The sequence below is a fragment of the Caulobacter sp. genome, from assembly GCF_965279145.1.
GTDB lineage: Bacteria > Pseudomonadota > Alphaproteobacteria > Caulobacterales > Caulobacteraceae > Caulobacter.
The window spans coordinates 3,067,182-3,088,022 of sequence record NZ_OZ257139.1 but is presented as its reverse complement, the minus strand read 5'-3'; the positions used below and the strand labels follow the sequence as shown (position 1 = coordinate 3,088,022).

The 20,841-nt window shown below is 67.8% G+C and carries 20 protein-coding genes; 10 read left to right on the top strand and 10 right to left on the bottom strand.

Annotated features, from left to right (window positions below):
- Nucleotides 1-98: 98 nt before the first annotated feature.
- The 5 genes from ACQY9P_RS14380 to ACQY9P_RS14360 form a co-directional block, all read right to left on the bottom strand.
- Nucleotides 99-1,160: a Leu/Phe/Val dehydrogenase gene (locus tag ACQY9P_RS14380; RefSeq protein ID WP_421738601.1), complete on the bottom strand. Its 1,062-nt coding sequence runs from the start codon at nucleotides 1,158-1,160 to the stop codon at nucleotides 99-101.
- Nucleotides 1,161-1,220: 60 nt separating this feature from the next.
- Complete coding sequence (locus ACQY9P_RS14375; RefSeq protein WP_421738602.1) at nucleotides 1,221-2,258, bottom strand: alpha/beta hydrolase; 1,038 nt, start codon at nucleotides 2,256-2,258, stop codon at nucleotides 1,221-1,223.
- On the bottom strand, nucleotides 2,255-2,839 hold the full coding sequence (locus ACQY9P_RS14370) for a uracil-DNA glycosylase family protein (RefSeq protein WP_421738603.1): 585 nt from the start codon (nucleotides 2,837-2,839) through the stop codon (nucleotides 2,255-2,257). The genes ACQY9P_RS14375 and ACQY9P_RS14370 overlap by 4 nt, the downstream gene beginning before the upstream one ends.
- Before the next feature lie 60 nt (nucleotides 2,840-2,899).
- A complete protein-coding gene (locus ACQY9P_RS14365) occupies nucleotides 2,900-3,532 on the bottom strand; it encodes a glutathione S-transferase family protein (protein ID WP_421738604.1) in 633 nt (210 codons plus the stop codon).
- A gap of 79 nt (nucleotides 3,533-3,611) precedes the next feature.
- Entirely contained in the window at nucleotides 3,612-3,917 is a 306-nt protein-coding gene (locus ACQY9P_RS14360; protein ID WP_421738605.1) for a DUF3253 domain-containing protein, read from the bottom strand.
- Nucleotides 3,918-4,020: 103 nt separating this feature from the next.
- On the opposite strand from ACQY9P_RS14360, the gene ACQY9P_RS14355 reads away from it, so the two are divergent.
- Nucleotides 4,021-4,473, top strand: coding sequence for a PaaI family thioesterase (locus ACQY9P_RS14355; RefSeq protein WP_421738606.1), 453 nt, complete (start codon nucleotides 4,021-4,023; stop codon nucleotides 4,471-4,473).
- A gap of 156 nt (nucleotides 4,474-4,629) precedes the next feature.
- Here ACQY9P_RS14355 and ACQY9P_RS14350 read toward each other — a convergent pair whose 3' ends face one another.
- From ACQY9P_RS14350 to ACQY9P_RS14340, 3 genes are all read right to left on the bottom strand, one after another.
- Nucleotides 4,630-5,247 (bottom strand): glutathione S-transferase family protein, encoded by a 618-nt coding sequence (locus ACQY9P_RS14350; protein WP_421738607.1) that lies wholly within the window; start codon nucleotides 5,245-5,247, stop codon nucleotides 4,630-4,632.
- Between the two features lie 194 nt (nucleotides 5,248-5,441).
- A complete protein-coding gene (locus tag ACQY9P_RS14345) occupies nucleotides 5,442-6,722 on the bottom strand; it encodes a NupC/NupG family nucleoside CNT transporter (protein ID WP_421738608.1) in 1,281 nt (426 codons plus the stop codon).
- A gap of 330 nt (nucleotides 6,723-7,052) precedes the next feature.
- Nucleotides 7,053-7,943 (bottom strand): EF-hand domain-containing protein, encoded by an 891-nt coding sequence (locus tag ACQY9P_RS14340; RefSeq protein ID WP_421738609.1) that lies wholly within the window; start codon nucleotides 7,941-7,943, stop codon nucleotides 7,053-7,055.
- 311 nt (nucleotides 7,944-8,254) lie between these two features.
- Between ACQY9P_RS14340 and ACQY9P_RS14335 the strand changes: the two genes are divergently transcribed.
- From ACQY9P_RS14335 to ACQY9P_RS14325, 3 genes are read left to right on the top strand one after another with little or no spacing between them, the layout of a single operon-like run.
- Complete coding sequence (locus ACQY9P_RS14335; protein ID WP_421738610.1) at nucleotides 8,255-9,448, top strand: ABC transporter permease; 1,194 nt, start codon at nucleotides 8,255-8,257, stop codon at nucleotides 9,446-9,448.
- The gene (locus ACQY9P_RS14330; protein ID WP_421738611.1) at nucleotides 9,445-10,194 is read left to right on the top strand and encodes an ABC transporter ATP-binding protein; all 750 of its coding nucleotides are present in this window, start codon (nucleotides 9,445-9,447) and stop codon (nucleotides 10,192-10,194) included. The genes ACQY9P_RS14335 and ACQY9P_RS14330 overlap by 4 nt, the downstream gene beginning before the upstream one ends.
- A gap of 18 nt (nucleotides 10,195-10,212) precedes the next feature.
- Complete coding sequence (locus tag ACQY9P_RS14325) at nucleotides 10,213-11,217, top strand: HlyD family secretion protein (protein WP_421738612.1); 1,005 nt, start codon at nucleotides 10,213-10,215, stop codon at nucleotides 11,215-11,217.
- Between the two features lie 61 nt (nucleotides 11,218-11,278).
- Here ACQY9P_RS14325 and ACQY9P_RS14320 read toward each other — a convergent pair whose 3' ends face one another.
- Nucleotides 11,279-13,627, bottom strand: a complete 2,349-nt coding sequence (locus ACQY9P_RS14320) for a heavy metal translocating P-type ATPase (RefSeq protein WP_421738613.1) — start codon at nucleotides 13,625-13,627, stop codon at nucleotides 11,279-11,281.
- Nucleotides 13,628-13,703: 76 nt separating this feature from the next.
- On the opposite strand from ACQY9P_RS14320, the gene ACQY9P_RS14315 reads away from it, so the two are divergent.
- The 3 genes from ACQY9P_RS14315 (at nucleotide 13,704) to ACQY9P_RS14305 (ending at nucleotide 16,494) form a co-directional block, all read left to right on the top strand.
- The gene (locus ACQY9P_RS14315) at nucleotides 13,704-13,979 is read left to right on the top strand and encodes a metal-sensitive transcriptional regulator (protein WP_421738614.1); all 276 of its coding nucleotides are present in this window, start codon (nucleotides 13,704-13,706) and stop codon (nucleotides 13,977-13,979) included.
- Between the two features lie 75 nt (nucleotides 13,980-14,054).
- Nucleotides 14,055-14,960, top strand: coding sequence for an SDR family NAD(P)-dependent oxidoreductase (locus tag ACQY9P_RS14310; protein ID WP_421738615.1), 906 nt, complete (start codon nucleotides 14,055-14,057; stop codon nucleotides 14,958-14,960).
- Nucleotides 14,961-15,192: 232 nt separating this feature from the next.
- Nucleotides 15,193-16,494, top strand: a complete 1,302-nt coding sequence (locus tag ACQY9P_RS14305; RefSeq protein WP_421738616.1) for an OmpP1/FadL family transporter — start codon at nucleotides 15,193-15,195, stop codon at nucleotides 16,492-16,494.
- A 97-nt stretch (nucleotides 16,495-16,591) separates the two neighbouring features.
- Here ACQY9P_RS14305 and ACQY9P_RS14300 read toward each other — a convergent pair whose 3' ends face one another.
- Nucleotides 16,592-17,704 carry a P-loop NTPase gene (locus ACQY9P_RS14300; protein ID WP_421738617.1) on the bottom strand — a complete coding sequence of 371 codons (1,113 nt, stop codon included), beginning with the start codon at nucleotides 17,702-17,704 and terminating at the stop codon, nucleotides 16,592-16,594.
- Nucleotides 17,705-17,804: 100 nt separating this feature from the next.
- Here ACQY9P_RS14300 and hflK point away from each other — a divergent pair, with 100 nt between their 5' ends.
- The 3 genes from hflK to ACQY9P_RS14285 are packed head-to-tail and all read left to right on the top strand — an operon-like array spanning nucleotide 17,805 to nucleotide 20,840.
- Nucleotides 17,805-18,896: an FtsH protease activity modulator HflK gene (gene hflK / locus ACQY9P_RS14295; RefSeq protein ID WP_421738618.1), complete on the top strand. Its 1,092-nt coding sequence runs from the start codon at nucleotides 17,805-17,807 to the stop codon at nucleotides 18,894-18,896.
- Nucleotides 18,893-19,741: a protease modulator HflC gene (gene hflC / locus ACQY9P_RS14290; RefSeq protein ID WP_421738619.1), complete on the top strand. Its 849-nt coding sequence runs from the start codon at nucleotides 18,893-18,895 to the stop codon at nucleotides 19,739-19,741. The genes hflK and hflC overlap by 4 nt, the downstream gene beginning before the upstream one ends.
- A 58-nt stretch (nucleotides 19,742-19,799) precedes the next feature.
- The gene (locus ACQY9P_RS14285) at nucleotides 19,800-20,840 is read left to right on the top strand and encodes a purine nucleoside permease (protein ID WP_421738620.1); all 1,041 of its coding nucleotides are present in this window, start codon (nucleotides 19,800-19,802) and stop codon (nucleotides 20,838-20,840) included.
- The last annotated feature ends 1 nt before the right edge of the window (nucleotide 20,841 follow it).

Genomic DNA, 20,841 nt, shown 5'->3' with positions numbered 1-20,841 from the left:
GGGAGGCGGCCGGAGGCCGGTGGGGGAAGACCGCATTGAGTCTGCGGGACTTCCCCCTCCGATCGCTTCGCGATCGCCTCCCCCGCTAGGGGGAGGGCCTAGACCCTGGCCGCCGCGATGCGGGCCCGGGCGATCTCGTCGGCCACCAGGTTGGCGGGGCGCTTCTCGGCGATCGACTGGTCGATGACCTCGCCCAGGGTCTGGGCCAGGCGGTCGAGCTTGGTCGCCACCCACTCCGCGTCGAAGGAACCGCCGGCCTCGAGCGCGCGGATCTCGGCCGCCACATTGATGATGCCGCCGCCGTTGATGACGTAGTCGGGGGCATACAGGATGCCGCGATCAAACACGGACTGGCCGATCATGGCGTCGGCCAGCTGGTTGTTGGCGCCGCCGGCGATCACCTTGACCTTGAGGCGCGGCAGGGTCGCCGCCGAGATCGCGCCGCCCAGGGCGCAGGGCGCGAAGACGTCGGCCTCGACATCGAAGATGGCGTCGGTCGGCACGATGGTCGCGCCGGTCTTGGCCGCCACCGCGTTCAGGGCCGCCTGGTTGACGTCGGCGATGGTCAGGATCGCACCGGCGGCATGCAGCTTCTCGGCCAGATAGGCGCCGACATGGCCCACGCCCTGGATCGCGACGCGCACGCCGGTCAGGTCGCGCTGCAGGGCCTTCTCGACGCACAGGCGCACGCCGCGAAACACGCCCTCGGCGGTGACCGGCGACGGATCGCCCGAGGCGGCGGCGTGGCCCTCAAGCCCGGCGACATAGCGGGTGGTCTTGCGGGTGCTTTCCAGGTCGGACGGCGAGACGCCGACGTCCTCGGCGGTCCAGTATTGGCCGTTCAGGCTGTCGACCGCGCGGCCGAAGGCCTCGAACAGTTCCGGAGTCTTCTGCTCACGGCTATCGCCGAGGATCACGGCCTTGCCGCCGCCGAAATCGAGGTCGGCCATGGCGTTCTTGAACGACATGCCGCGCGACAGGCGCAGGGCGTCGGTCAGGGCCGCCTCGCTGCTGGCATAGTCCCACATCCGGCAGCCGCCGGCGGCGGGGCCGCGCGCGGTGGAGTGGATGGCGATGATCGACTTCAGACCGGTTTTTTCGTCGAAGAAGGTATGGACGCCTTCATGTCCCTCGAAATCGGGGGAATCGAACAAGGTCATGCCGCAGGTCTCGCCTCAGACAGGAAGAATGCGCCGGGGTGTACGCTCACCGGCGCGCGGTCACAACCCCGAAGCGGTTTGCCGTGTCTTCGGGGCCATGGCCTCCATGACCTTGACGCTGCCGGGGATGGCCGGCGCGCCCGACGGCAGGGGCGCGGCGGGGTCGCGCAGGAAGCTGGCCGCGTCACGCCAGACGACAGGGGCCTGGCTATCGACCAGCAGCAGGTGCCAGCCGTTGGCGTAGTAAGCGGTGCGGTCGCTGGCCTTCAGGCGGCCCGAGGCCTCGACCGTCGGCTCCTTGGGGATGATGTGATCGTTGGCCCCGTAGAAATAGCCGGTCGGAACGGCGATCTGCCCCGTCGACCGCCAGGCCTTCTCCATCAGGCCGACCAGGCCATAGATGGTGTCGGACCGCGCGCCCCAGATCATGTTCGGGTCGCGGCCCATGCGGCGCAGTTCGTCGAGATTGTCGGAGGGCATGACGTGCCTGACCAGCCACTCGGGCGGCTTGACCACCCAGTCGCCGGCGACGTGCGAAGTTATCCACAGGCTCAGCCGATTGGGCAGAGGCTGCTCGGACCAGCCCCAGACGGCCGGGGCGAACAGCATCACACGATCAACGACCGGCGGGTTGGGGCCGGTCATGGCCGTGATCGCCAGACCTCCGCCCATGCTGACCCCCGCCAGGGCGACCCTGGCGCCGGGGTGGCGCTCACGGACCAGGTCGACGCAGGTGCGCACATCGTCGATCACCAGATCGACCGGGGCCCAGACCCCGCGCTCGGGCGAGCGGCCAAAGCCGCGCACGTCGAAGGCGTAGGTGGCGATCCCCTGCCCGGCCCACCACTCGCCCGCCAGATGGAAGGCGTTGGAATAGTCGTTCATGCCGTGCAGGCCGACGATCACCCAGTCCGGCTCGCGCCCCTGTGGCAGCCAGGTCTTCAGGCCCAGTCGCGCGCCGTCGAAGCTGACGAAGTCGTCGCCCTCGAAGCGCGGACCGCGAAAGCCCAGCGGGCCCAGTTCCAGCCTTTGGGTCAAGGGCGCGCAGGCTCCAAGCGTGGCGGCGGAGGCGGTGAAGATGAGAGCCCGGCGGTTCATGCGCCCAGAATGCCCGCCACGCGCTGGCGAAGATAGGGCGTGACCTCTTCCTCGAACCACGGATTGCGCTTGAGCCAGGCCGTGTTGCGCCACGACGGGTGCGGCAGCGGCAGGATGTTGGGACCGAACGTGCGCCAGGCGGCGACGGTGTCGGTCATGGTCTTGCCGGTTAGTCCCTCCAGCGCCCAGGCCTGGGCGTAGCTGCCGACCAGCAGGGTCAGCTCGACGTTCGGCAGCCGCGCCAGCAACTGGGGACGCCACAGCGCCGCGCAGCGCGGCGGCGGCGGATAGTCTCCGCCCTTGGGATTGGTCCCCGGAAAGCAGAAGGCCATGGCCGCCACCCCGATCTCGGGCCGGCCATAGAAGGTCTCACGGTCGACGCCCATCCACTGGCGCAGGCGCACGCCGGACGGATCATTGAACGGCAGGCCGGTCTCATGAACCAGACGTCCCGGCGCCTGGCCGCAGATCAGGATCCGCGTCTCCTGGCGCACGCGCGTCACCGGCCGGGGCGTGTGCGGCACATACGGCGCGCAGGCCCGGCAGGCGGCGATGTCGGAGAGAATGGCGTCCAGTGTCATCGCAGCAATCTAGGGCGCGGCGGCGCTTATCCAAGCGACGCCGCGCCAGAGACAGGGGGATCAGCCGCCCAGGAAGCCGCGCTCCTTGGCGATCACCGACTCGAACGACGGCCGCGCCAGGATGGTGTCGGCCCAGGCCTTGGCCTTGGGCCAGCGCGAAAAGTCGAAGCCGGAATGGATCAGGTTGGCGAACGGGCTGGCGACGGCGATGTCGGCGAGGGTCAGGCGGTCCTCGATCAGATAGCCGCTCGCGGGCGTGATCTTCTCCAGATAGTCCAGCACCGGCGGCATCTCTTCGGTCTCGGCCTTCTCGATGGCCGCCAGGTCGCCCTCGACGCCCATGAAGCGGGGCCCGACGATCTTGTTGAAGAAGATCTTGCCGGCCGCCGCGACGAAGATGGTGTCGGCGAATTCCTCGAACCAGATCGTCCTGGCCCGGGCCTGGGGCTCGGCGGGGATCAGGTTGGGATCGGGATACTTGGCTTCCAGATAGGTGATGATCGCGGTCGAGTCGGAGATCCGGAAATCACCGTCCTGAAAGCCCGGGATTTTCTTGAACGGGCTGATCTCCAGAAACTCGGGATCAGGCGAGCCCGGCCGGGCGACCTTGTTCTCGAAGGTCAGGCCCTTCTCGTTGGCGAAGGCCATGGTCTTGCGCACGAACGGCGACAGCGACGAACCATGTATGAGCATCGGTGAACTCTCCTAATGTTGGAGCTCATAGTTCACCGATTGAGTTTCAATTCAAGACCCACTTTCGAGGGCCGGCGGATCAGCCTTCGGCGTCGTCCGCGCCGTCGTCTTCGACCGCCGTCTCAAAGCTGGTCGGATCGCCCGGCAGGCGGGTGCGCAGGCGATAGACGCCGCGAAATTTCTCGGGATCGACCGGCTTGTTGTGGCGCAGGATCACGATGGTCCCGGCGCGGGCCAGCTCGATGGCGTTGGTGCGCACATGGCCCAGGATCTGCTGCCAGCGCTCGGGCTGCACCGCCTTGGCGACATTCATCGGGTCGATGGACTTTCCCTCCGGCAGGCCGGCCAGTTGGGAAAGGATGGTCTCTTGGATCGGGGTCGTCATGGGCGCTCCCATGCCACGGATTGTCAGCGGAGGCGAGAGTCCGGCTTGCGCGCGTTTCAAGGCTGTCCTAGCTGATCAACGATAATACGAAGGGGACGAGCACATGGATGGCGGCAACGACGCGCCCGGCGGACCGCGCCTGGTCGAGACCGGCGACTGGGCCGGCTGGCGCACCTGGTCGGGCCTGGACCCGTTCGAGGACCAGTCCGGACCGTTCTATTTCAGGGAAGACGACGCCGGTCTGGTGACTACCGCCTTCAAGGCCGAGACCCGCCACATGAACGGCGGCGGCTTCATGCACGGCGGCTGCATGATGACCTTCGCCGACTTCTCGCTGTTCGCGATCTCCTGGCGGGCGCTGGCCGGCCAGCACGCGGTGACGGTCAGTCTGAACGGCGAGTTCCTGGGCCCGGCGCGGCCGGGCGATCTGGTCACGGCGACCGGCGAGGTCACCAAGGCCGGCGGCTCGCTGCTGTTCGTGCGCGGGCTGGTGTCGACGGGCCGTTCGCCGATGCTGAACTTTTCCGGGGTGATCAAGAAGATCCGGTCGCGGTAGCCAAGTCCTCCCCCTGGCGGGGGAGGTGTCGCCCCCCGGGACCGGCCAGCGGCCGGCCCGAGGATAAACTCCGCCGACGGAGGGGGAAGTTGCCGCTGACTCACTGCGGTCTTCCCCCTCCGGCCTCCGGCCGCCTCCCCCTTCAGGGGGAGGATTTTAGACCCCAGCCTTGGCCGCCGGCCGCTCCATCATCGCCTTCAGCCAGCGCCCCACATTCACCAGCTCCGCATCCGGCCGGAACTTGACCATACGCGCAAAGTCGATGCCGGTGACCGCCAGGATGTCGGCGATGGTCACGCGATCGGCGGCGATGAATTCACTCTCGCCCAGCCGACGGTCGAACACCTTCAGCGCTCGCTCGGCCGCCTTGCGGTTGGTATCGGCGATCTCTGGGACCTGGGTCTCGATCGCCGCCAGCGCCGGATGCGCGTGGCGCACGGCCATCATCAGCGGCGTCGACAGCAGCATCTCGGCGCGCCGCGTCCACATCTCGATGACGGCGGTCTCAAGGGGGTCGCGACCAAACAGGTTCGGCTCGGGATAGACGCTTTCGAGATAGCGGCAGATGGCCACCGACTCGGTGATCGTCGTGTGTTCGTCGATCTCCAGCGCCGGCACGTTGGGCAGGCCGGCCTTGCCCAGATAGTCGGGCGTCTTGTGCTGCCCGCCGAAGATATCGATGTCGACGATCTCGATATCCTCGATGCCCTTCTCGGCCATGAACCAGCGTACGCGACGCGGATTGGGGGCGCGGCGGCTGTCATAGAGCTTCATGGCGAGGTCCTCCCGTTTTGACAGAAGGATGCCGTGCTTTCCCTACGTAATGAAAGCCCTTCCCCCTTGATGGGGGAAGGGTTGGGATGGGGGTGACCGCCGAGCGGGCCTCAAGCGCCGCGCCCGGGATCGCCCGCCGCATCACCCCCAACCCCGCCCTTCCCCCATCAAGGGGGAAGGGAGAAGAGAGAGAGCTACAGCCCGAACAGCGCCCGGGGCATCAGGCCGATCAGCGAGCCCGTCAGGCAGGTGGCGAGGAAGCCGGCCATCATCGCCTTCCAGACCAGGCCCAGCACTTCCTGGCGACGCTCGGGCACCAGCACGCTGAAGCCGGCCACGTTCATGCCGACCGAGCCGATATTGGCGAAGCCGCACAGGGCGTAGGTCATGATCATCCGGGTGCGCTCGTCCAGCAGGGTGACGCCGGTCTTGGACAGCTGGATGAAGGCCGTGAACTCGGTGAGGATCAGCTTGACGCCCAGCAGGCCGCCGGCCGTGCCCGCTTCCTTCCAGGGAATGCCCATCGACCAGGCCAGGGGCGCGAAGATCACGCCCAGGCCGCGCGAAATGCTCAGCGGCTGGCCGCCCACGTCGGGCATGACGCCCAGGATCTTGTCGACCATGGTGGCCAGAGCCACGAAGACGATCAGGGTGGCGCCGACGTTCAGCGCGATCTGCAGACCGTCGGTCGTGCCCTTCATGACGGCGTCGATGGCGCTGCCATAGGTCTTGTCCTCGGTGGCGAGATCGAGGTCGGAGCCCTTCTCCATCGGATCGGACGGCACGATGATCCGGGCCAGCAGCACGCCGGCCGGGGCCGAGATGATCGAGGCGGTCAGCACGTGGGCGGCGGCGTTGGGCAGCACGTCGGCCAGGATGGTGGCGTAGGCCACCATGGTCGAGCCGCTGACGCAGGCCATGCCGACGGCGATCAGCATGAAGAGTTCCGAGCGGGAGAGCTTGTCGAGATAGGCGCGGATGAAGATCGGGCCTTCGATCTGGCCCATGAAGATGGTGGCGGCGGTGGCCAGGGCGGGCGGGCCGCGCAGGCCCAGGGTCTTCTGGAACACGAAGCCGAAGCCCCGCGCCGCCCACTTGAGGATCTTCCAGTGCCACAGCAGCGCCGACAGCGCGCAGACCACCAGGATCACGGGCATGACGCGGAAGGCGAAGATGAAGCCCGCGCCCGGATTGCTCACCGCATAGGGCTGATCACCGCCGGCCAGGTAGCCGAACACGAAGGCAGTGCCGGCCTGGGTCGACGAGGCCAGGCCTTCGACCGCGCCGTTGACGCCGCGCATCATCGCCTGGGCCTGGGGCAGGCCGAACAGCAGCAGCACCAGCCCGACCTGCACGATGATGGCGCCGATGGCCAGCACCCACGGGAAGCGTTTGCGATTCTCGGAGACCAGCCAGCAAAGGCCGAGGGTGAGCGCCAGGCCCGCGAGGGCCTGAACGTTCTCGGGACGAAACATCAAGAGACAAGAACCTTTGAACTAGGCGACGCCCCCGCGACGTCGGCCAAGGGCCGAGATTGACACCAAGTTCACACTTCGACGCAAGCGGCTTGCGTGGGGGCTCTCAAAGGAACGTCTAACGAATCCGATTATGCCGCGTTGTAAGGCGATGCTTACCAACGCCAGTCATCGCCCCGCCCTGAACGGCGACGACCGACGACGGTGGAAGGCCCCGTCCTTCGACAAGCTCAGGATGAGGCCCCCTACTGCGAAGGCCCGCGACATGGTCCTCATCCTGAGCTTGTCGAAGGACGAGGACCACGCACACCGCTTGAGGGTCGAGCGCTGCTAGGCCGTCGCGTTGACGGTCGAGGTCGAGCCCGACTTGGACGCCAGGGCGCTGTCCAGTTGCGCCAGCAGCTTGCTCATCAGGTCCGACGCGAGGGTCGAGCTAGAGAGCAGGCTGGACAGGTTCGAGGCGCCGCCGGAGCTGGTGGTCGATGACGACTGGGCCGCGTCCAGCATGTCGGCGAACTCGAAGCCCGACAGGGATCCGTCGCCATCGGTATCGCTGGCCGAGATCAGCGCCTTGGCGGCCGAGGCGGCGTCGGCGTCGTCGGTGTTGGCGGCGGCCAGCTCGGCGGCCGAGACCGTGCCGTCCTGGTTGGTGTCGAGCTCTTCGAACACACCGCTGGAGCCGCTGGACCCGGAGGCGCTGGTCGAGGCCGCCTCACCGCCGCCAGACGGCGGCGCGCCCGAGGGCGGCGGACCGGGCGGCGGACCGCGCATGCCCTGCATGGCCGAGGACGCCGATGACGCGGCCGACAGGCCGGCGGCGATCTCGTCGGACGACAGCGAACCGTCGTCGTCGGAGTCGAGCGCCGAGATCATGTCGCTGGCCATCTTCTCTTCGAGGCCCAGCCCCTTGGCGTCCTCGGGGGCGTTGGCCGACAGGGCCGAGGAAATCTCGTCGGCCGACAGCAGGCCGTCGCTGTTGGCGTCGCTGCTTGTCAGGATCGAACCGGAGTCCGAACCCAGCATCTGCACCGACATCAACGAGCGAAGTGTGTCGCCGCTGAAATTTCCGCCCGGGCCGCCGGAACCTCCCATGGGCGGCGGAGAGGGGCGTTGTTCGCCGCCCTGCACATTCTGCCCAATGGACTGGAACTCGCTAAGCGACAGCGAGCCGTCGCTGTCGGCGTCCGCCGTGGCGAACATCGACTTTTGAAGCTGAAGCATTTGCTGCGTCAGCGAAGAGGAACCGACACTGGAGACGGTCATCCTGCTCTCCTTTCTGGTGACGGCGTCCGGTCCAAGGACTGGAACGCCCGCGCCGGAAGGCCCGACGCAGGCGACAGCGAGCGAGAAACGTTCCACATTTCAGTAGGTTGCAGAAATGGAAGACGGCGGAAACCTTTGGCGCCGATCGCAGCGAAGGCGCTCCGGTAGCGGCGCTTTCCGGCGCGGAACAAGCCTTACCCCGATTTAACTTGGCCGTTCGTCGATCGCCGTTCATTGCTGCAACCCTTGATTGGGGGAGCATAGTTCGCATGTCGCTGGCCTTGGCCACGTTGTTATACGAGTGGCGTCGATACATGGCGGCCGTCGTCGCCCTGGCGTTCTCGGGGCTCTTGGTGCTGGCCCAGGTCGGCATGTTCGTGGGCATCGGCAAGGGCTTCACGGCCCAGATCGACCGGGCGCGCGCCGACATCATGGTGCTGGGCCCCGGCGCCAAGGCGCTGTTCGGCGGCCCCTCGGGTCTGCCGCGCCGCATGATCCCCCTGGTCTACAGCCATCCCGAAGTGACCCAAGTCGCGCCGCTCGACGGCTCCGGCGGACGCTTCCAGAACATCCTGTCCCCCGAGGAGCAGGCCAAGATGGAGGCCCGCGCCAAGAAGGGCGGCAAGGGCGCCGGCGGCGGCGGTCGCAAGACCGAGTTCGTCAACGTCACCGTGGTCGACGCCATCCCCGGCTATGTCACCGTGCCCACCGACTACACCCAGTCGATGGTCGAGGCCCTGCGTCGCCCCTACGCCGTGGCCGTCGACCAGACCGCGCTGAAGCGCCTGGGCGTCAAGAAGGGCGACAAGGCCCTCTATAACGGCAAGACCATCGAGATCGCCGTGGTCACCACCGGCTATCCCAACATCATCCAGCCCACCCTGGTGATGTCGCGCGACACCCTGCGGATGCTGGGCGAGGCCGACACCGGCCAGCGCGTCGGCCCGCTGATGGTCGAGATCCGCGACCCGGCCCGCGCCGAGATCGTCGCCGCCCAGCTGAACAAGAAGGCCGACGGCAAGTTTCGCGCCTGGACCCGTCAGGAACTGGCCGACGCCAATTCCAGCGCCATGCTGGACGACCAGATCATAGGCATCATGCTGGGCTTCTCGGCGTTCCTGGGCCTGCTGATCGGCGTCGCCATCACCTGGCAGACCCTGCGCGGCGCGATCATGGCCAACATCAAGGAGTTCGCCTCCCTGCGCGCCCTGGGCGTGTCGATGGGCGACCTGCGCAACATCGTCATGGAACTGAGCTTCTGGGTCGGCATCGTCGGCGTCGGCGCGGCCGGCCTGCTGACCTGGCTGGTCACCCTGCTGGCCAGCGCCGGCGGCGTGCCGATGTATTTCCCGCCGATCCTCATCATCATCGTCGCCGTCTTCCTGGTGCTGATCGCCATCCTGTCTGGCTTCCTGTCGCTGGGCATCCTGAAGAACAGCCAACCCGCGGACCTGCTGCGATGAGCAACGATCACAGCCACAAGCGCGGCCAGAGCGCTCTTTCCGCCCAGGGCCTGGTCAAGCGGTTCAAGACCGGCCGCACCTTCATCGAGGTGCTCAAGGGCGTGGACTTCGACGCCAAGCACGGCGACGTGACCATGGTCATGGGCCCCTCGGGCTCGGGCAAGTCGACCCTGGTGGCGGCGCTGTCGGGTCTGCTGAAGCCCGACGAGGGCAAAGTCTCGGCGCTGGAGGCCACCGACCTGTGGTCGCTGTCGTCGGGCAAGATCGACAAGTTCCGCCTGGATCACTGCGGCTTCATCTTCCAGGGTTTCAACCTGTTCCCTGCCCTGACGGCCAAGCAGCAGGTGATGACCGTGCTGAAGTACCAGAGCATCGGTCCTGGCGAGGCCGCGCGTCGCGCCCAGGCCGCGCTGGAGTCGGTGGGTCTGGGCCCGCGCGTCAACCAACGGCCTTCGGAACTGTCGGGCGGCGAGAAGCAGCGCGTGGCCATCGCCCGCGCCCTGGCCAAGAACCCGAACCTGATCTTCGCCGACGAACCGACCTCGGCCCTGGACGGCAAGAGCGGCGAGATCGTCATCAAGCTGCTGCGCGCCGCCGCCACCGAACGCGGCGCGGCCGTCATCTGCGTCACCCACGACCCGCGGTTGGAGGCCTATGCCGACCGCGTCATCCACATCGAAGACGGCCGGATCCTGGACGACGTGCGTAGAACGCCCGACGCCAATCCCGCGCCGCTCAGCCACTGACTTTTGGGGAAGACTGATATGCCCGGCTTTTTGCGCCGTCCCGCGTTCTGGATCGTCATCGTCGTCATCGCCCTGCTGGGCGGCGGCTTTTTCTACATGAAGGGCCAGGCGGCCGAGAAAAAGAAGAAGCTCGAGACCGCCGCCGCCCAGGAAGAGCCCAGCCCCTACGCCGCCATCGCCAACGGCAAGGCCGACGTCGAGGGCGGGGTCATCCAGGTAGCCGCGCGCCGCCAAGGCATCGTGCGCGAAGTCTTCGTGCAGGAAGGCGAAACCGTCGTGAAGGGTCAGTCCCTGGCCAAGCAGGAGGACGACGACGCCCGCCTGGCGGCGCAGACCTCTTCGGCCAACCTGGCCTCGGCCAAGGCCCAGCTGGCGCTGTACCAGGTGCAGCTGCGCACGGCCCAGCGCGAGTACAAGCGCCTGCAAGGCCTGGCGGCGTCCAACTTCGTGGCCGCCCAGAAGCTTGACGCCGCGCGCGACCAGATCGCCCAGGCCGAAGCCAATATCGGCGCCCAGCGGGCCGCGATCGGCGTCACCAGCGCCCAGCTCTCGCAAGCGCAATACAATCAGGAACTGACGGTGATCCGCGCGCCGGCCGACGGCCGCATCGCCCGCCGCTACGCCAATCCCGGCTCGGGCGCCTCGACCCTGAATGTCACCTCGATGTTCGATCTTGAGCCCAACACCCAGCGCATCGTCCGCGCCGAGATCGTCGAGGCCGACATCCCCAATGTCGCCACGGGTCAGGAAGTCGAGATCACGCCCGAGAGCGATCCCGACAAGGTCTATATCGGCAAGGTCCTGCGCCGCGCCGCCGTGTTCGGGGCCCGCAAGCTGGCCTCCGACGATCCCAGCCAGCGTAGCGACGAGCGCGTGGTCGAGGTGGTGGTCAGCGCCGACGGCGCCCCGCTGCTGGTGGGCCAGCGCGTGCTGGTCAAGTTCATGAAGCCCGGCAAGAAGGCCGGCGTGAAGCGCGACAAGCCCGCTCAGCCCGTCGCGGGCGGCATGACGAAGAAGAAGTAGTCAGCGTCGCGCGAAACGATCAGACGCCGGGCGGAACACCGCCCGGCGTTTTCGTTTTGGGTTAGGCCTTCCAGGCCCGCAGCCGCAGCGCGTTGCCGATGACGCTGACCGAGCTCAGGGCCATGGCCAGGGCCGACAGCTGCGGGGTCAAGGTCACGCCGAAGACAGGATACAGAACCCCCGCCGCGATCGGGACGCCGGCCGCGTTATAGACAAAGGCGAAAGCCAGGTTCTGGCGGATGTTGCGCATCACCGCCCGGGACAGCGACCGCGCCCGCACCACCCCCATCAGGTCGCCGTTCAGCAGGGTGACGCCCGCCGCCTCCAGCGCCACATCGGCGCCGCCGCCCATGGCGATCCCGACATCGGCGGCGGCCAGGGCCGGCGCGTCATTGACCCCGTCCCCCGCCATCGCCACCGAAGCGCCCTCGGCTTTCAGCCGTTCGACGACCAGAGCCTTGCGATCGGGCAACACACCGGCCTCGACCTCGTCGATCCCCAGCGCGCGCGCCACGGCCATGGCGGTGATGCGGTTGTCGCCCGTCATCATCAGCACCCTGACCCCCTGATCCTTGAGCGCCTTGATCGCGGCCCGGCTGGTCTCACGGATCGGGTCCTTGATCGCCAGTAGCCCGGCGACGACGCCGTCCAGGGCGACGAAGACGACCGTGGCCCCCTCGCCTCTCTGGGCGTCCGCCCGTTGGCTCAAGGCGCCGACCGAAATCGCCAGATCGGCCATGTAGGGCTCGGCGCCGATCGCGACGCGACGACCGTCCACCAGGCCCGTCACGCCCCGACCCACGGGAGAATCGAAGTCCGTGACCGCCCCGAGCGCCAGCTTTCGCCCCTCGGCGGCCTCGACAATGGCCTTGCCCAAGGGATGCTCGCTGCCCCGCTCGAGGCTGGCGGCCAGACGAAGAAGTTCGTCCTCGTTCACCCCCACGGCCTCCACAGCGCTCAGGACCGGGCGGCCTTCGGTAAGGGTGCCGGTCTTGTCGACCACCAGCACGTCCACCCCTTCCAGCCGCTCCAGGGCCTGGGCGTCCTTCAGCAGAATGCCGGCCTGGGCGCCCCGGCCCACCCCGACCATGATCGACATCGGCGTCGCCAGGCCCAGGGCGCAGGGACAGGCGATGATCAGCACACCGACGGCCGCCACAAGGGCGTTGGCCAGCCGGGGCTCGGGCCCCACCAGGACCCAGGCCGCGAAGGCGAGGGCCGAAGCCGCCATGACGATCGGTACGAACCAGGCGGCGACCCGGTCGGCCAGCCTCTGGATCGGCGCGCGCGAGCGCTGGGCCTGGGCGACCATGGCCACGATGCGCGACAGCAGGGTGTCGCGACCGACCCGATCAGCCCGCATGACGAACCCGCCGCTCTGGTTGATGGCCCCTCCCACCAGGCTGGAGCCCGCCTCCTTGAGCACGGGCATCGACTCGCCGGTGACCATGGCCTCGTCGACATGACCGCGCCCTTCCAGCACCACGCCGTCGACGGGGATCTTCTCACCCGGCCGGACGCGCAGGCGATCGCCGACGACGATGGCGTCGATGCCGACCTCCTCGTCGTCACCGTCGTCCCGCAGTCGGCGCGCGGTGCGGGGCGCCAGATCCAGCAGGGCGCGGATGGCCCCGCCGGTGCGTTCCCGCGCCTTCAGTTCAAGGATCTGGCCCAGCAGGACGAGTACGATGATCACGGCGGCGGCCTCGAAATAGACCGGCGCCTGGCCGTGATGCCCCCTGGCGCCGTGCGGTAACAGATCCGGCGCCAGGGTGGCGACCAGCGAGTAGAGGTAGGCCGCGCCGGTCCCCAGGGCGATCAGCGTGAACATGTTGAGGCTGCGCGCCAGGATCGAGGCCCAGCCCCGCTGGAAGAACGGCCACCCGGCCCACATCACCACCGGCGTCGTCAGGGCCAGCTGCAGCCAGGCGTTGGTCCGGTCGCTCCAGGGCGGCGTCAGGCCAAACAGGTGCCCGCCCATGTCGACGACGAACACCGGCAGGGTCAGGACCAGCGCGATCCAGAACCGCCGCGACATGTCCAGCAGCTCTGGATTGGGGGCGTCGTCCAGACTGGGCGCCTCGGGCTCCAGCGCCATGCCGCACAGCGGGCAGGCGCCCGGGCCGACCTGCCTGACCTCGGGGTGCATCGGGCAGGTGTAGAAGCGACCCGGGATGACGGGCTCGGGCGGTGTGGCCGCGGCGTCAAGATAGCGCTCGGGATCGGCGACGAACTTGGCCTGACACCCCGCCGAACAGAACCAGTGGTCCTCGCCGGCGTGGACATGGTGGTGCGCTGTGGTCGCTGGATTCACGTCCATCCCGCAGACCGGATCCTTGACCGTTCCGTCCGGCTTGGCGTGCGCGCCGCCACAACAGGCCTGGCCTTGATGGGTGGCTTTGCTGGGCATGACTATTCTCCTGAACCCCGCGCCCGGCTATATACCCCCTTAGGGTACCCCATCAAGTACCCCCATGGGGTATAAAATGCAGACTGACACCAAGGCCTCGGCCATAAAACGCCTGAACAGGATCGAAGGTCAGGTGCGCGGCCTGGCCAAGATGATCGACGAGGACCGCTACTGCATCGACGTGGTCACCCAGATCTCGGCGGTTCAGGCCGCCCTGCGCCGTGTGGAGGAAGAGATCCTGCGCGACCACATCGCCCATTGCGTCGAACACGCCATCCAGAGCGGCGACCCCGACGCCCAACGCGAGAAGATCGCCGAGCTGATCGCGGTGCTCGGCCGCAGCGGCCGCTGAGCTGACGTCTTGACGCCTTACCTCCCGCGCCGCACAAACGCGCCAAACCAAACACGTGTTTGAGGGAGACTAGGCATGTCGGACATCCGTTTTGACGGCAAGGTGGCGATCGTGACCGGCGCGGGCGGCGGCCTTGGCCGGCAGCACGCCCTGGAACTGGCCCGTCGCGGCGCCAAGGTTGTGGTCAATGACCTGGGCGGCAGCGTCGATGGCTCGGGCGGTTCGTCCGACGCGGCCCTGAAGGTGGTCGAGGAGATCAAGGCGGCCGGCGGCGAAGCCATCGCTCACGGCGCCTCGGTGACCGACGACGCGGGCGTCGCCAACATGGTCAAGACGGCCATGGACACCTGGGGTCGCATCGACATCCTGATCGCCAACGCCGGCATCCTGCGCGACAAGACCCTGACCAAGATGGAACTGGCCGACTTCGAGCTGGTCATGCAGGTCCACGTGTTCGGTACGTTCAAGCCGATCAAGGCCGTCTGGGACATCATGAAGGCCCAGGGCTATGGCCGTATCGTCGTCACCACATCGTCGTCGGGCATGTACGGCAATTTCGGTCAGTCCAACTATGGCGCGGCCAAGATGGCGGTGCTGGGCCTGATGAACACCCTCAAGCTCGAGGGCCAGAAGAACAACGTCCACATCAACGCCATCAGCCCGGTCGCCGCCACGCGCATGACCGAAGGCCTGATGCCGCCCGAGGTGCTGGAAAAGCTGAAGCCGGAATATGTCACCCCCGGCGTCGTGTATCTGGCCTCGGACGAAGCGCCCACGGGCGCGATCCTGACCGCCGGAGCCGGCGTGTTCGCCCTGGCGCGCATCTACGAGACCGAAGGCGTCTATCTGGGCGAAGGCGGGCTGTCGGCCGAAGAAGTGCGCGACAACTGGGCCCAGATCACCGCCGAAGACGGCCAGAAGGCCTATTTCAATGGCGGCGAACAAGGCCAGAAGTTCTTCCGCAAGATGGCGGGCGGCTAACAGTAGTCTTGCAATGAAAGTGACACCTTGAACGTCACTTTCTGACCAATACTGACAGAACAGTGATTGAAACGGGGCCCTGGAGGCCCCGTTTCTTTGACCAGTTCGACAAAATTCACCGCTATGCGAATAAATAGCAACGGTTTCTGACTGAATGCGCTAAAGGCCGCGCACTTCGGGCGCGATGAACGCTCGACGCACTTCTCCTCCCCAAGAAGGTCACGTCAGTCTCATGTCTATTTCGCGTATCAGCCTCGCCGCCGGCGTGGCCTTCGGCGTGCTTGTCGCCGCCACTCAAGCCTCGGCCTCGGCCTTCTACCTGCAGGAACAATCCGTCCGCGGCTCGGGCCGGGCCTATTCGGGCGAAGTGGCCGACACCGGCGTCGCCAGCCTGTGGTGGAACCCCGCCGCCATCGCCGGCGTCGAACACGCCGAGGTCTATGGCGGCCTGCACGGCATCCTGATCAATTCCGACGCCAATAACGACGGCTCGACCATCACCCGTCCCGGCCAGGCGACCACCGCCCTGTCCGGCACGAACCACGCCATCGATCCGCTCCTGAACGGCCTGCTGCCCAACCTGGGCGGCGCCTGGCGCCTGAACGACAAGATCGTGGTCGGCCTGTCGACCGCCGCGCCGTTCAACTTCACCACCAAGTACAGCCCGACCAGCATCGCGCGTTACGACGCGCTGAAGTCGCGCCTGACCTCGATCGATATCCAGGGCACCGTCGCCTACCGCCTGACCGACAATCTCGACCTGGGCGTCGGCGTCAGCGCCGAATACATGGACGCCAACCTGACCAACGCGCTGCCGCAGATCTCGCCGCTGCTGCCCGACACCGGCCGCCAGTCGCTGACCGGCGACGGCTGGGACTATGGCTGGAGCGTGGGCGCCCAGTATCGTCCGACCTCGACCCTCAGCCTGGGCGCCAGCTACCGCTCGCAGATCAAGCACACCCTCAAGGGTGAAGTCGGCGTCGCGGGCCTGCTGAGCCTGCTGGCCGCCAGCAACGGCGCGTTCGACGGCGAAGCCGAGATCACCACCCCCTGGGTCGCCTCGGTCGGCGGCCGCTGGACGGTCACGCCGAAAACCACTCTGAACGCCTCGGTCAGCCGCATCGGCTGGAGCGAGTTCGACGCCATCCGCGTCACCCGGGCCGCCGGCGTCACCGTGATCCCGCAGGGCTACAAGGACGTCACGACCATCGCAGTGGGCGTCGACTACCAGTACAGCCCGCGCCTGACGCTGCGCACGGGCGTGCAAAAGGATCCGACCCCGACTCCGGACGTCGGCCGCACCGCCCGCGTTCCGGACGGCGACCGCATGATGTACTCGACGGGCGCGACCTGGGCCGCCAAGCCGAACCTGAAGCTGGACGTCGCGGCGACCTATATCGACTTCGCCGACAGCGTCATCACCCGCAACGACACCTTCTACGCCGGCACCGCCGCGGCCACGGCGACCTCGCTGAAGGCCCAGGCCACCGGCTCGGGCGTCGTCCTGTCGGCTGGCGCCCGCTACAGCTTCTAGGTCTGATCGCTTCCAGACATGAAGAGGCCGCCCGGATCACTCCGGGCGGCCTTTTTCTTGTGCTCCCTTCCCCCCCCCATCAAGGGGGAAGGATTCTTCAGTTCTTCACCACGCCCCACAGCGTTTTCGCCGCCGCCGTGAACGCCCTGCCGGCCGCGCTGTCGGGCTTGCCCAGCACCACCGGCACGCCGCCGTCGCCGCCTTCGCGGACGGCCAGTTCGATGGGAATCTCCGCCAGCACCGGCACGCCCAGGGTCTTGGCTTCAGCCACCCCGCCGCCGGAGCCGAAGATCGGGATCGGGGCGCCGGTGGTCGGGTCGGCGAAGAAGGCCATGTTCTCGATCAGGCCCAGGATCGGGGTCGCGGTCTTGCCGAACATGATCGCGGCCCGGCGGGCGTCGATCAGGGCGATCTCCTGAGGCGTGGTGACCAGCACGACACCGTCGATGCGCAGCTTCTGCACCAGGGTCAGCTGCACGTCGCCGGTGCCGGGCGGCAGGTCGACCACCAGCACGTCCAGCGGCTGGGCTTCACTGCCCCAGGCCACGTCGTGGATCATCTGGCGGACGGCCGACGAGGCCATGGGCCCGCGCCAGATCATCGCCTTGCCCTCGTCGACCAGGAAACCGATCGACATGATCTTGATGCCGTGGGCCTCGAGCGGCTGCAGCTTGCCGTCCTCGAAGCTGGGCTCGCCGTCGACCCCCATCATGCGCGGCCCCGACGGGCCATAGATGTCGGCGTCCAGCAGGCCGACCTTCAGGCCCATGGCGTTGAAGGCGCAGGCCAGGTTGGTGGCGACGGTGGACTTGCCCACCCCGCCCTTGCCCGAGGCCACGGCGATCACGTGCTTCACGTGGGCCGGCTTCTCGGCTTCCGGCGGCGGGACCATGCGGGCCTGCGGGTCTTCCGAAACCTTGGCGCCCTTGCGCACCCGGGTCGCGCCCTCGGCAGCCTGGGCGGTCAGGACCACCTGGGCGACGTCGATCCCCGGCAGGGCGGCCAGGGCCTTTTCGGCGGCTTCCCGGACGGGCGCATAGGCGGCGGCCTTGGCGGCCGGGACCTCCAGCATGAAGCCGGCGCGACCGTTGCGAACGACCAGTCCCTGGACCAGACCCGCGGTCGCCAGACCCTGTCCGCTGACCGGATCGACGATGCGATCGAGCGCCGCGCGGGCGTCGTCGAGGGCGGGGGAAGCAGAGCCGGTCATGTCTATGTCTTGCCTTGTGCGGCGGGGGTCCTCATATCCGCGTGTGGGGGATGTTTTACAACCCCACTGAAAACAAGCCGACGGGAAGACGACGCCGCCCATGCCGTGGAACGACAATGCTGGCCCTGGTCCCTGGGGTTCTCCGCCGCCGACTGGCGACAAGGACAACTCTGATCGACCGGGTCCCGGCTCGCGCCGGCCGCCTGGCGGTCCAAAGGACCAGGGTCCGATCGACCTGAATCAGGTCCTGGAAGACCTGAACGCGCGCCTGCGCCAGCATTTCCAAGGCCCCGACCGTCCGCGCGCCGTCGCCACGGCGGCCGCCGCGGTTGTGGCTCTTTGGGCCCTGACGGGCGTCTATGTGGTTCAGCCCAACCAGCAGAGCGTGGTCTCGACCTTCGGCGCCTATTCGCGCGTCGCCGGTCCGGGCCTTCGCTATCACCTGCCCTTCCCGATCGAGTCGGTCGAGAAGGTCGCCGTCACCGAGATCCGCACCACCGACATCGGCGCGGCGGGCGCGGAAGGCGGCGAGGAACGCCTGATGCTGACCAGCGACGAGAACATCGTCGACCTGGCCTTCTCCGTGCAGTGGCGGGTCTCCGACGCCCCCAAGTACCTGTTCAACGTGCGCGACCCCGACGCCATGATCCGCGCCGTCGGCGAAAGCGCCATGCGCGAGGCGGTGGGCAAGACCGCCCTCACCCCGATCCTGACCACCGGCCGCGCCCAGCTTCAGATCGAGGCCGAGCGGCTGATGCAGCAGATCCTGGATCGCTACGACGCCGGCGTCTTCGTCGAGAGCGTGCAGATCCAGACCGCCACCCCGCCGCCGCCGGTCATCGACGCCTTCCGCGACGTGCAGCGCGCCAGCCAGAACGCCCAGTCCGCCGCCAACGTCGCGCGCGGCCAGGGCGCCCAGATCGTGCAGCAGGCCAAGGGCTATCGCGAGCAGGTCGTGCGCGAAGCCGCCGGTGAAGCCGCCCGCTTCAACCAGGTCTATGACCAGTACAAGCTGGCGCCGGCCGTGACGCGCGAGCGCCTCTATATCGAGACGATGCAGCGCGTGCTGGCCAACTCCAACAAGGTCATCATCGACAACAAGGGCGCCAGCGCCCCGGTGATCCTGCCGCCCGACGCCTTCCGACCCAAGTCGGCCACCATCGTCAAGTCCGTCGACGGAGCTGTCCAATGACCCGTCCGCAAAGCCGCCTCGCGACCCTTGGCGTCGCCGCCGGCGCCCTGCTCGTCCTGCTGGGTTCGACCATCTATCAGGTGGATCAGCGGCAGCAGGCCCTGGTCGTCCGCTTCGGCGACCCGATCCGCGTCGTGCGCGCCCCGGGCCTGCACCTGAAGGCCCCGTTCCTGGATCGCGTCATCAAGTTCGACAACCGCAACATCGCCCTCAACGCCGATCAGGAAGAGGTGATCGCCGCCGACCAGGAGCGCCTGGTGGTCGACGCCTTCGTCCGTTACCGGATCACCGACCCGCGCCAGTTCTACAAGACCCTGCGCGACGAGACGGTGGCCCATGACCGGCTGGAGCGGATCGTCAACGCCTCGCTGCGCCAGACCATCGGCCGCGCCAATTCCGAAGAAGTGATCGCCGGCAAGCGCGCCCTCGTCATGGCCGCCATCCGCGACGAGGTCGGCCGTCAGGTCCGCGCCTCCAATCTGGGCGTCCAGATCATCGACGTGCGGATCAAGCGCGCCGACCTGCCCGAGGCTAACCAGAAGGCGGTGTTCGAGCGCATGCAGACCGCACGCCAGCAGGAAGCGGCCCAGACGCGCGCCATCGGCGAGCAGCAGAAGCGCGAGATCGTCGCCACCGCGACCGAAGAGGCCGAGAAGATCCGGGGCGAAGGCGACGCCAAGCGCGCCGAGCTGTTCGCCTCAAGCTTCGGGCGCGATCCCAGCTTCGCGGCCTTCTACCGCTCGATGCAGGCTTATGAGGCGTCGCTGGGTCAGGGAGACACCACCCTGGTGCTTTCGCCTGACAGCGCCTTCTTCAAATACTTCCAGAAGGGCCCGCAGGGTTAGTAGGATCAGGGGCCGCGGGATTCGCTTCCGCGGCCCTTTTTCTTGCCCAGGACACCCCATGCGTCGCTTCGCGGTCTTCGCCTGCCTTATCGCCTGCCTGACCGCCGGCCCCGCCTTGGCCGCGCCGCGGGAGGTGCGGGTGGTGATCGTCACCGCCTTCGAAATCGGCGAGGACACCGGCGACAAGGCCGGCGAGTTTCAGGCCTGGGCCCAGGTCATGCCGCAGAAGATCCCGTTCAAGGCGGGCTTCCGCGACCTGCGCTATGATCCGGCCAAGAAGACGCTGCTGCTGTCGACCAGCATGGGCACCAATCGCGCGGCGATCTCGACCATGGCCCTGGGCCTGGATCCGCGTTTCGATCTCTCCAAGGCCTACTGGCTGGTCGCCGCCATCGCCGGGGTGAACCCCAACCAGGGCTCGGTCGGCTCGGCCGCCTGGATCGGCGCGGTGATCGACAGCGACTTCGGCTACGCGATCGACCCGCGCGAGACCCCCAGGGACTGGGCGATCGGCCAGATCCCCTTCCAGCGCAAGGCGCCCTATGAAGGGCCCGCGCCTTCGGACAACGAGAACCTGTTTCCGCTGAACACCGGCCTGCGCGACTGGGCGTTCGACCTGACGCAAGGCGCGGCCATCCCCGACAATGACGCCCTGAAGGCCCTGCGCGCGCCTTATGCCGGCCTGCCCCGCGCCCAGACGCCGCCGATGGTGCTGAAGGGCGACGAGGTCAGCGGCCAGGCGTTCTGGCACGGCGCGATCCTGAACAAGCACTACGAGGCCTGGGCCAATTACTGGACGGGCGACCAGGACGGCTTCGTGATGACGGGCATGGAAGACACCGGCGTGATCGCGGCGCTGGACGCCCTGGGCCGCGTGGGCCGGGTCGATCCCAAGCGGGTGCTGGTGCTGCGCACAGCCAGCAACTACACCACCCCGCCGCCCGGCGGCGACGCTGCGGCCAATCTGCTGGGCGAGCATACCGGCGTGCCGGCCCTGCAGTCGTCGCTGGACGCGGCCTTCAAGGTCGGCGGCGTGGTCGTCGATGAGCTGTCGAAGAACTGGCCGCGCTACGCGGATACGGTTCCGGCAACCCGCTAGC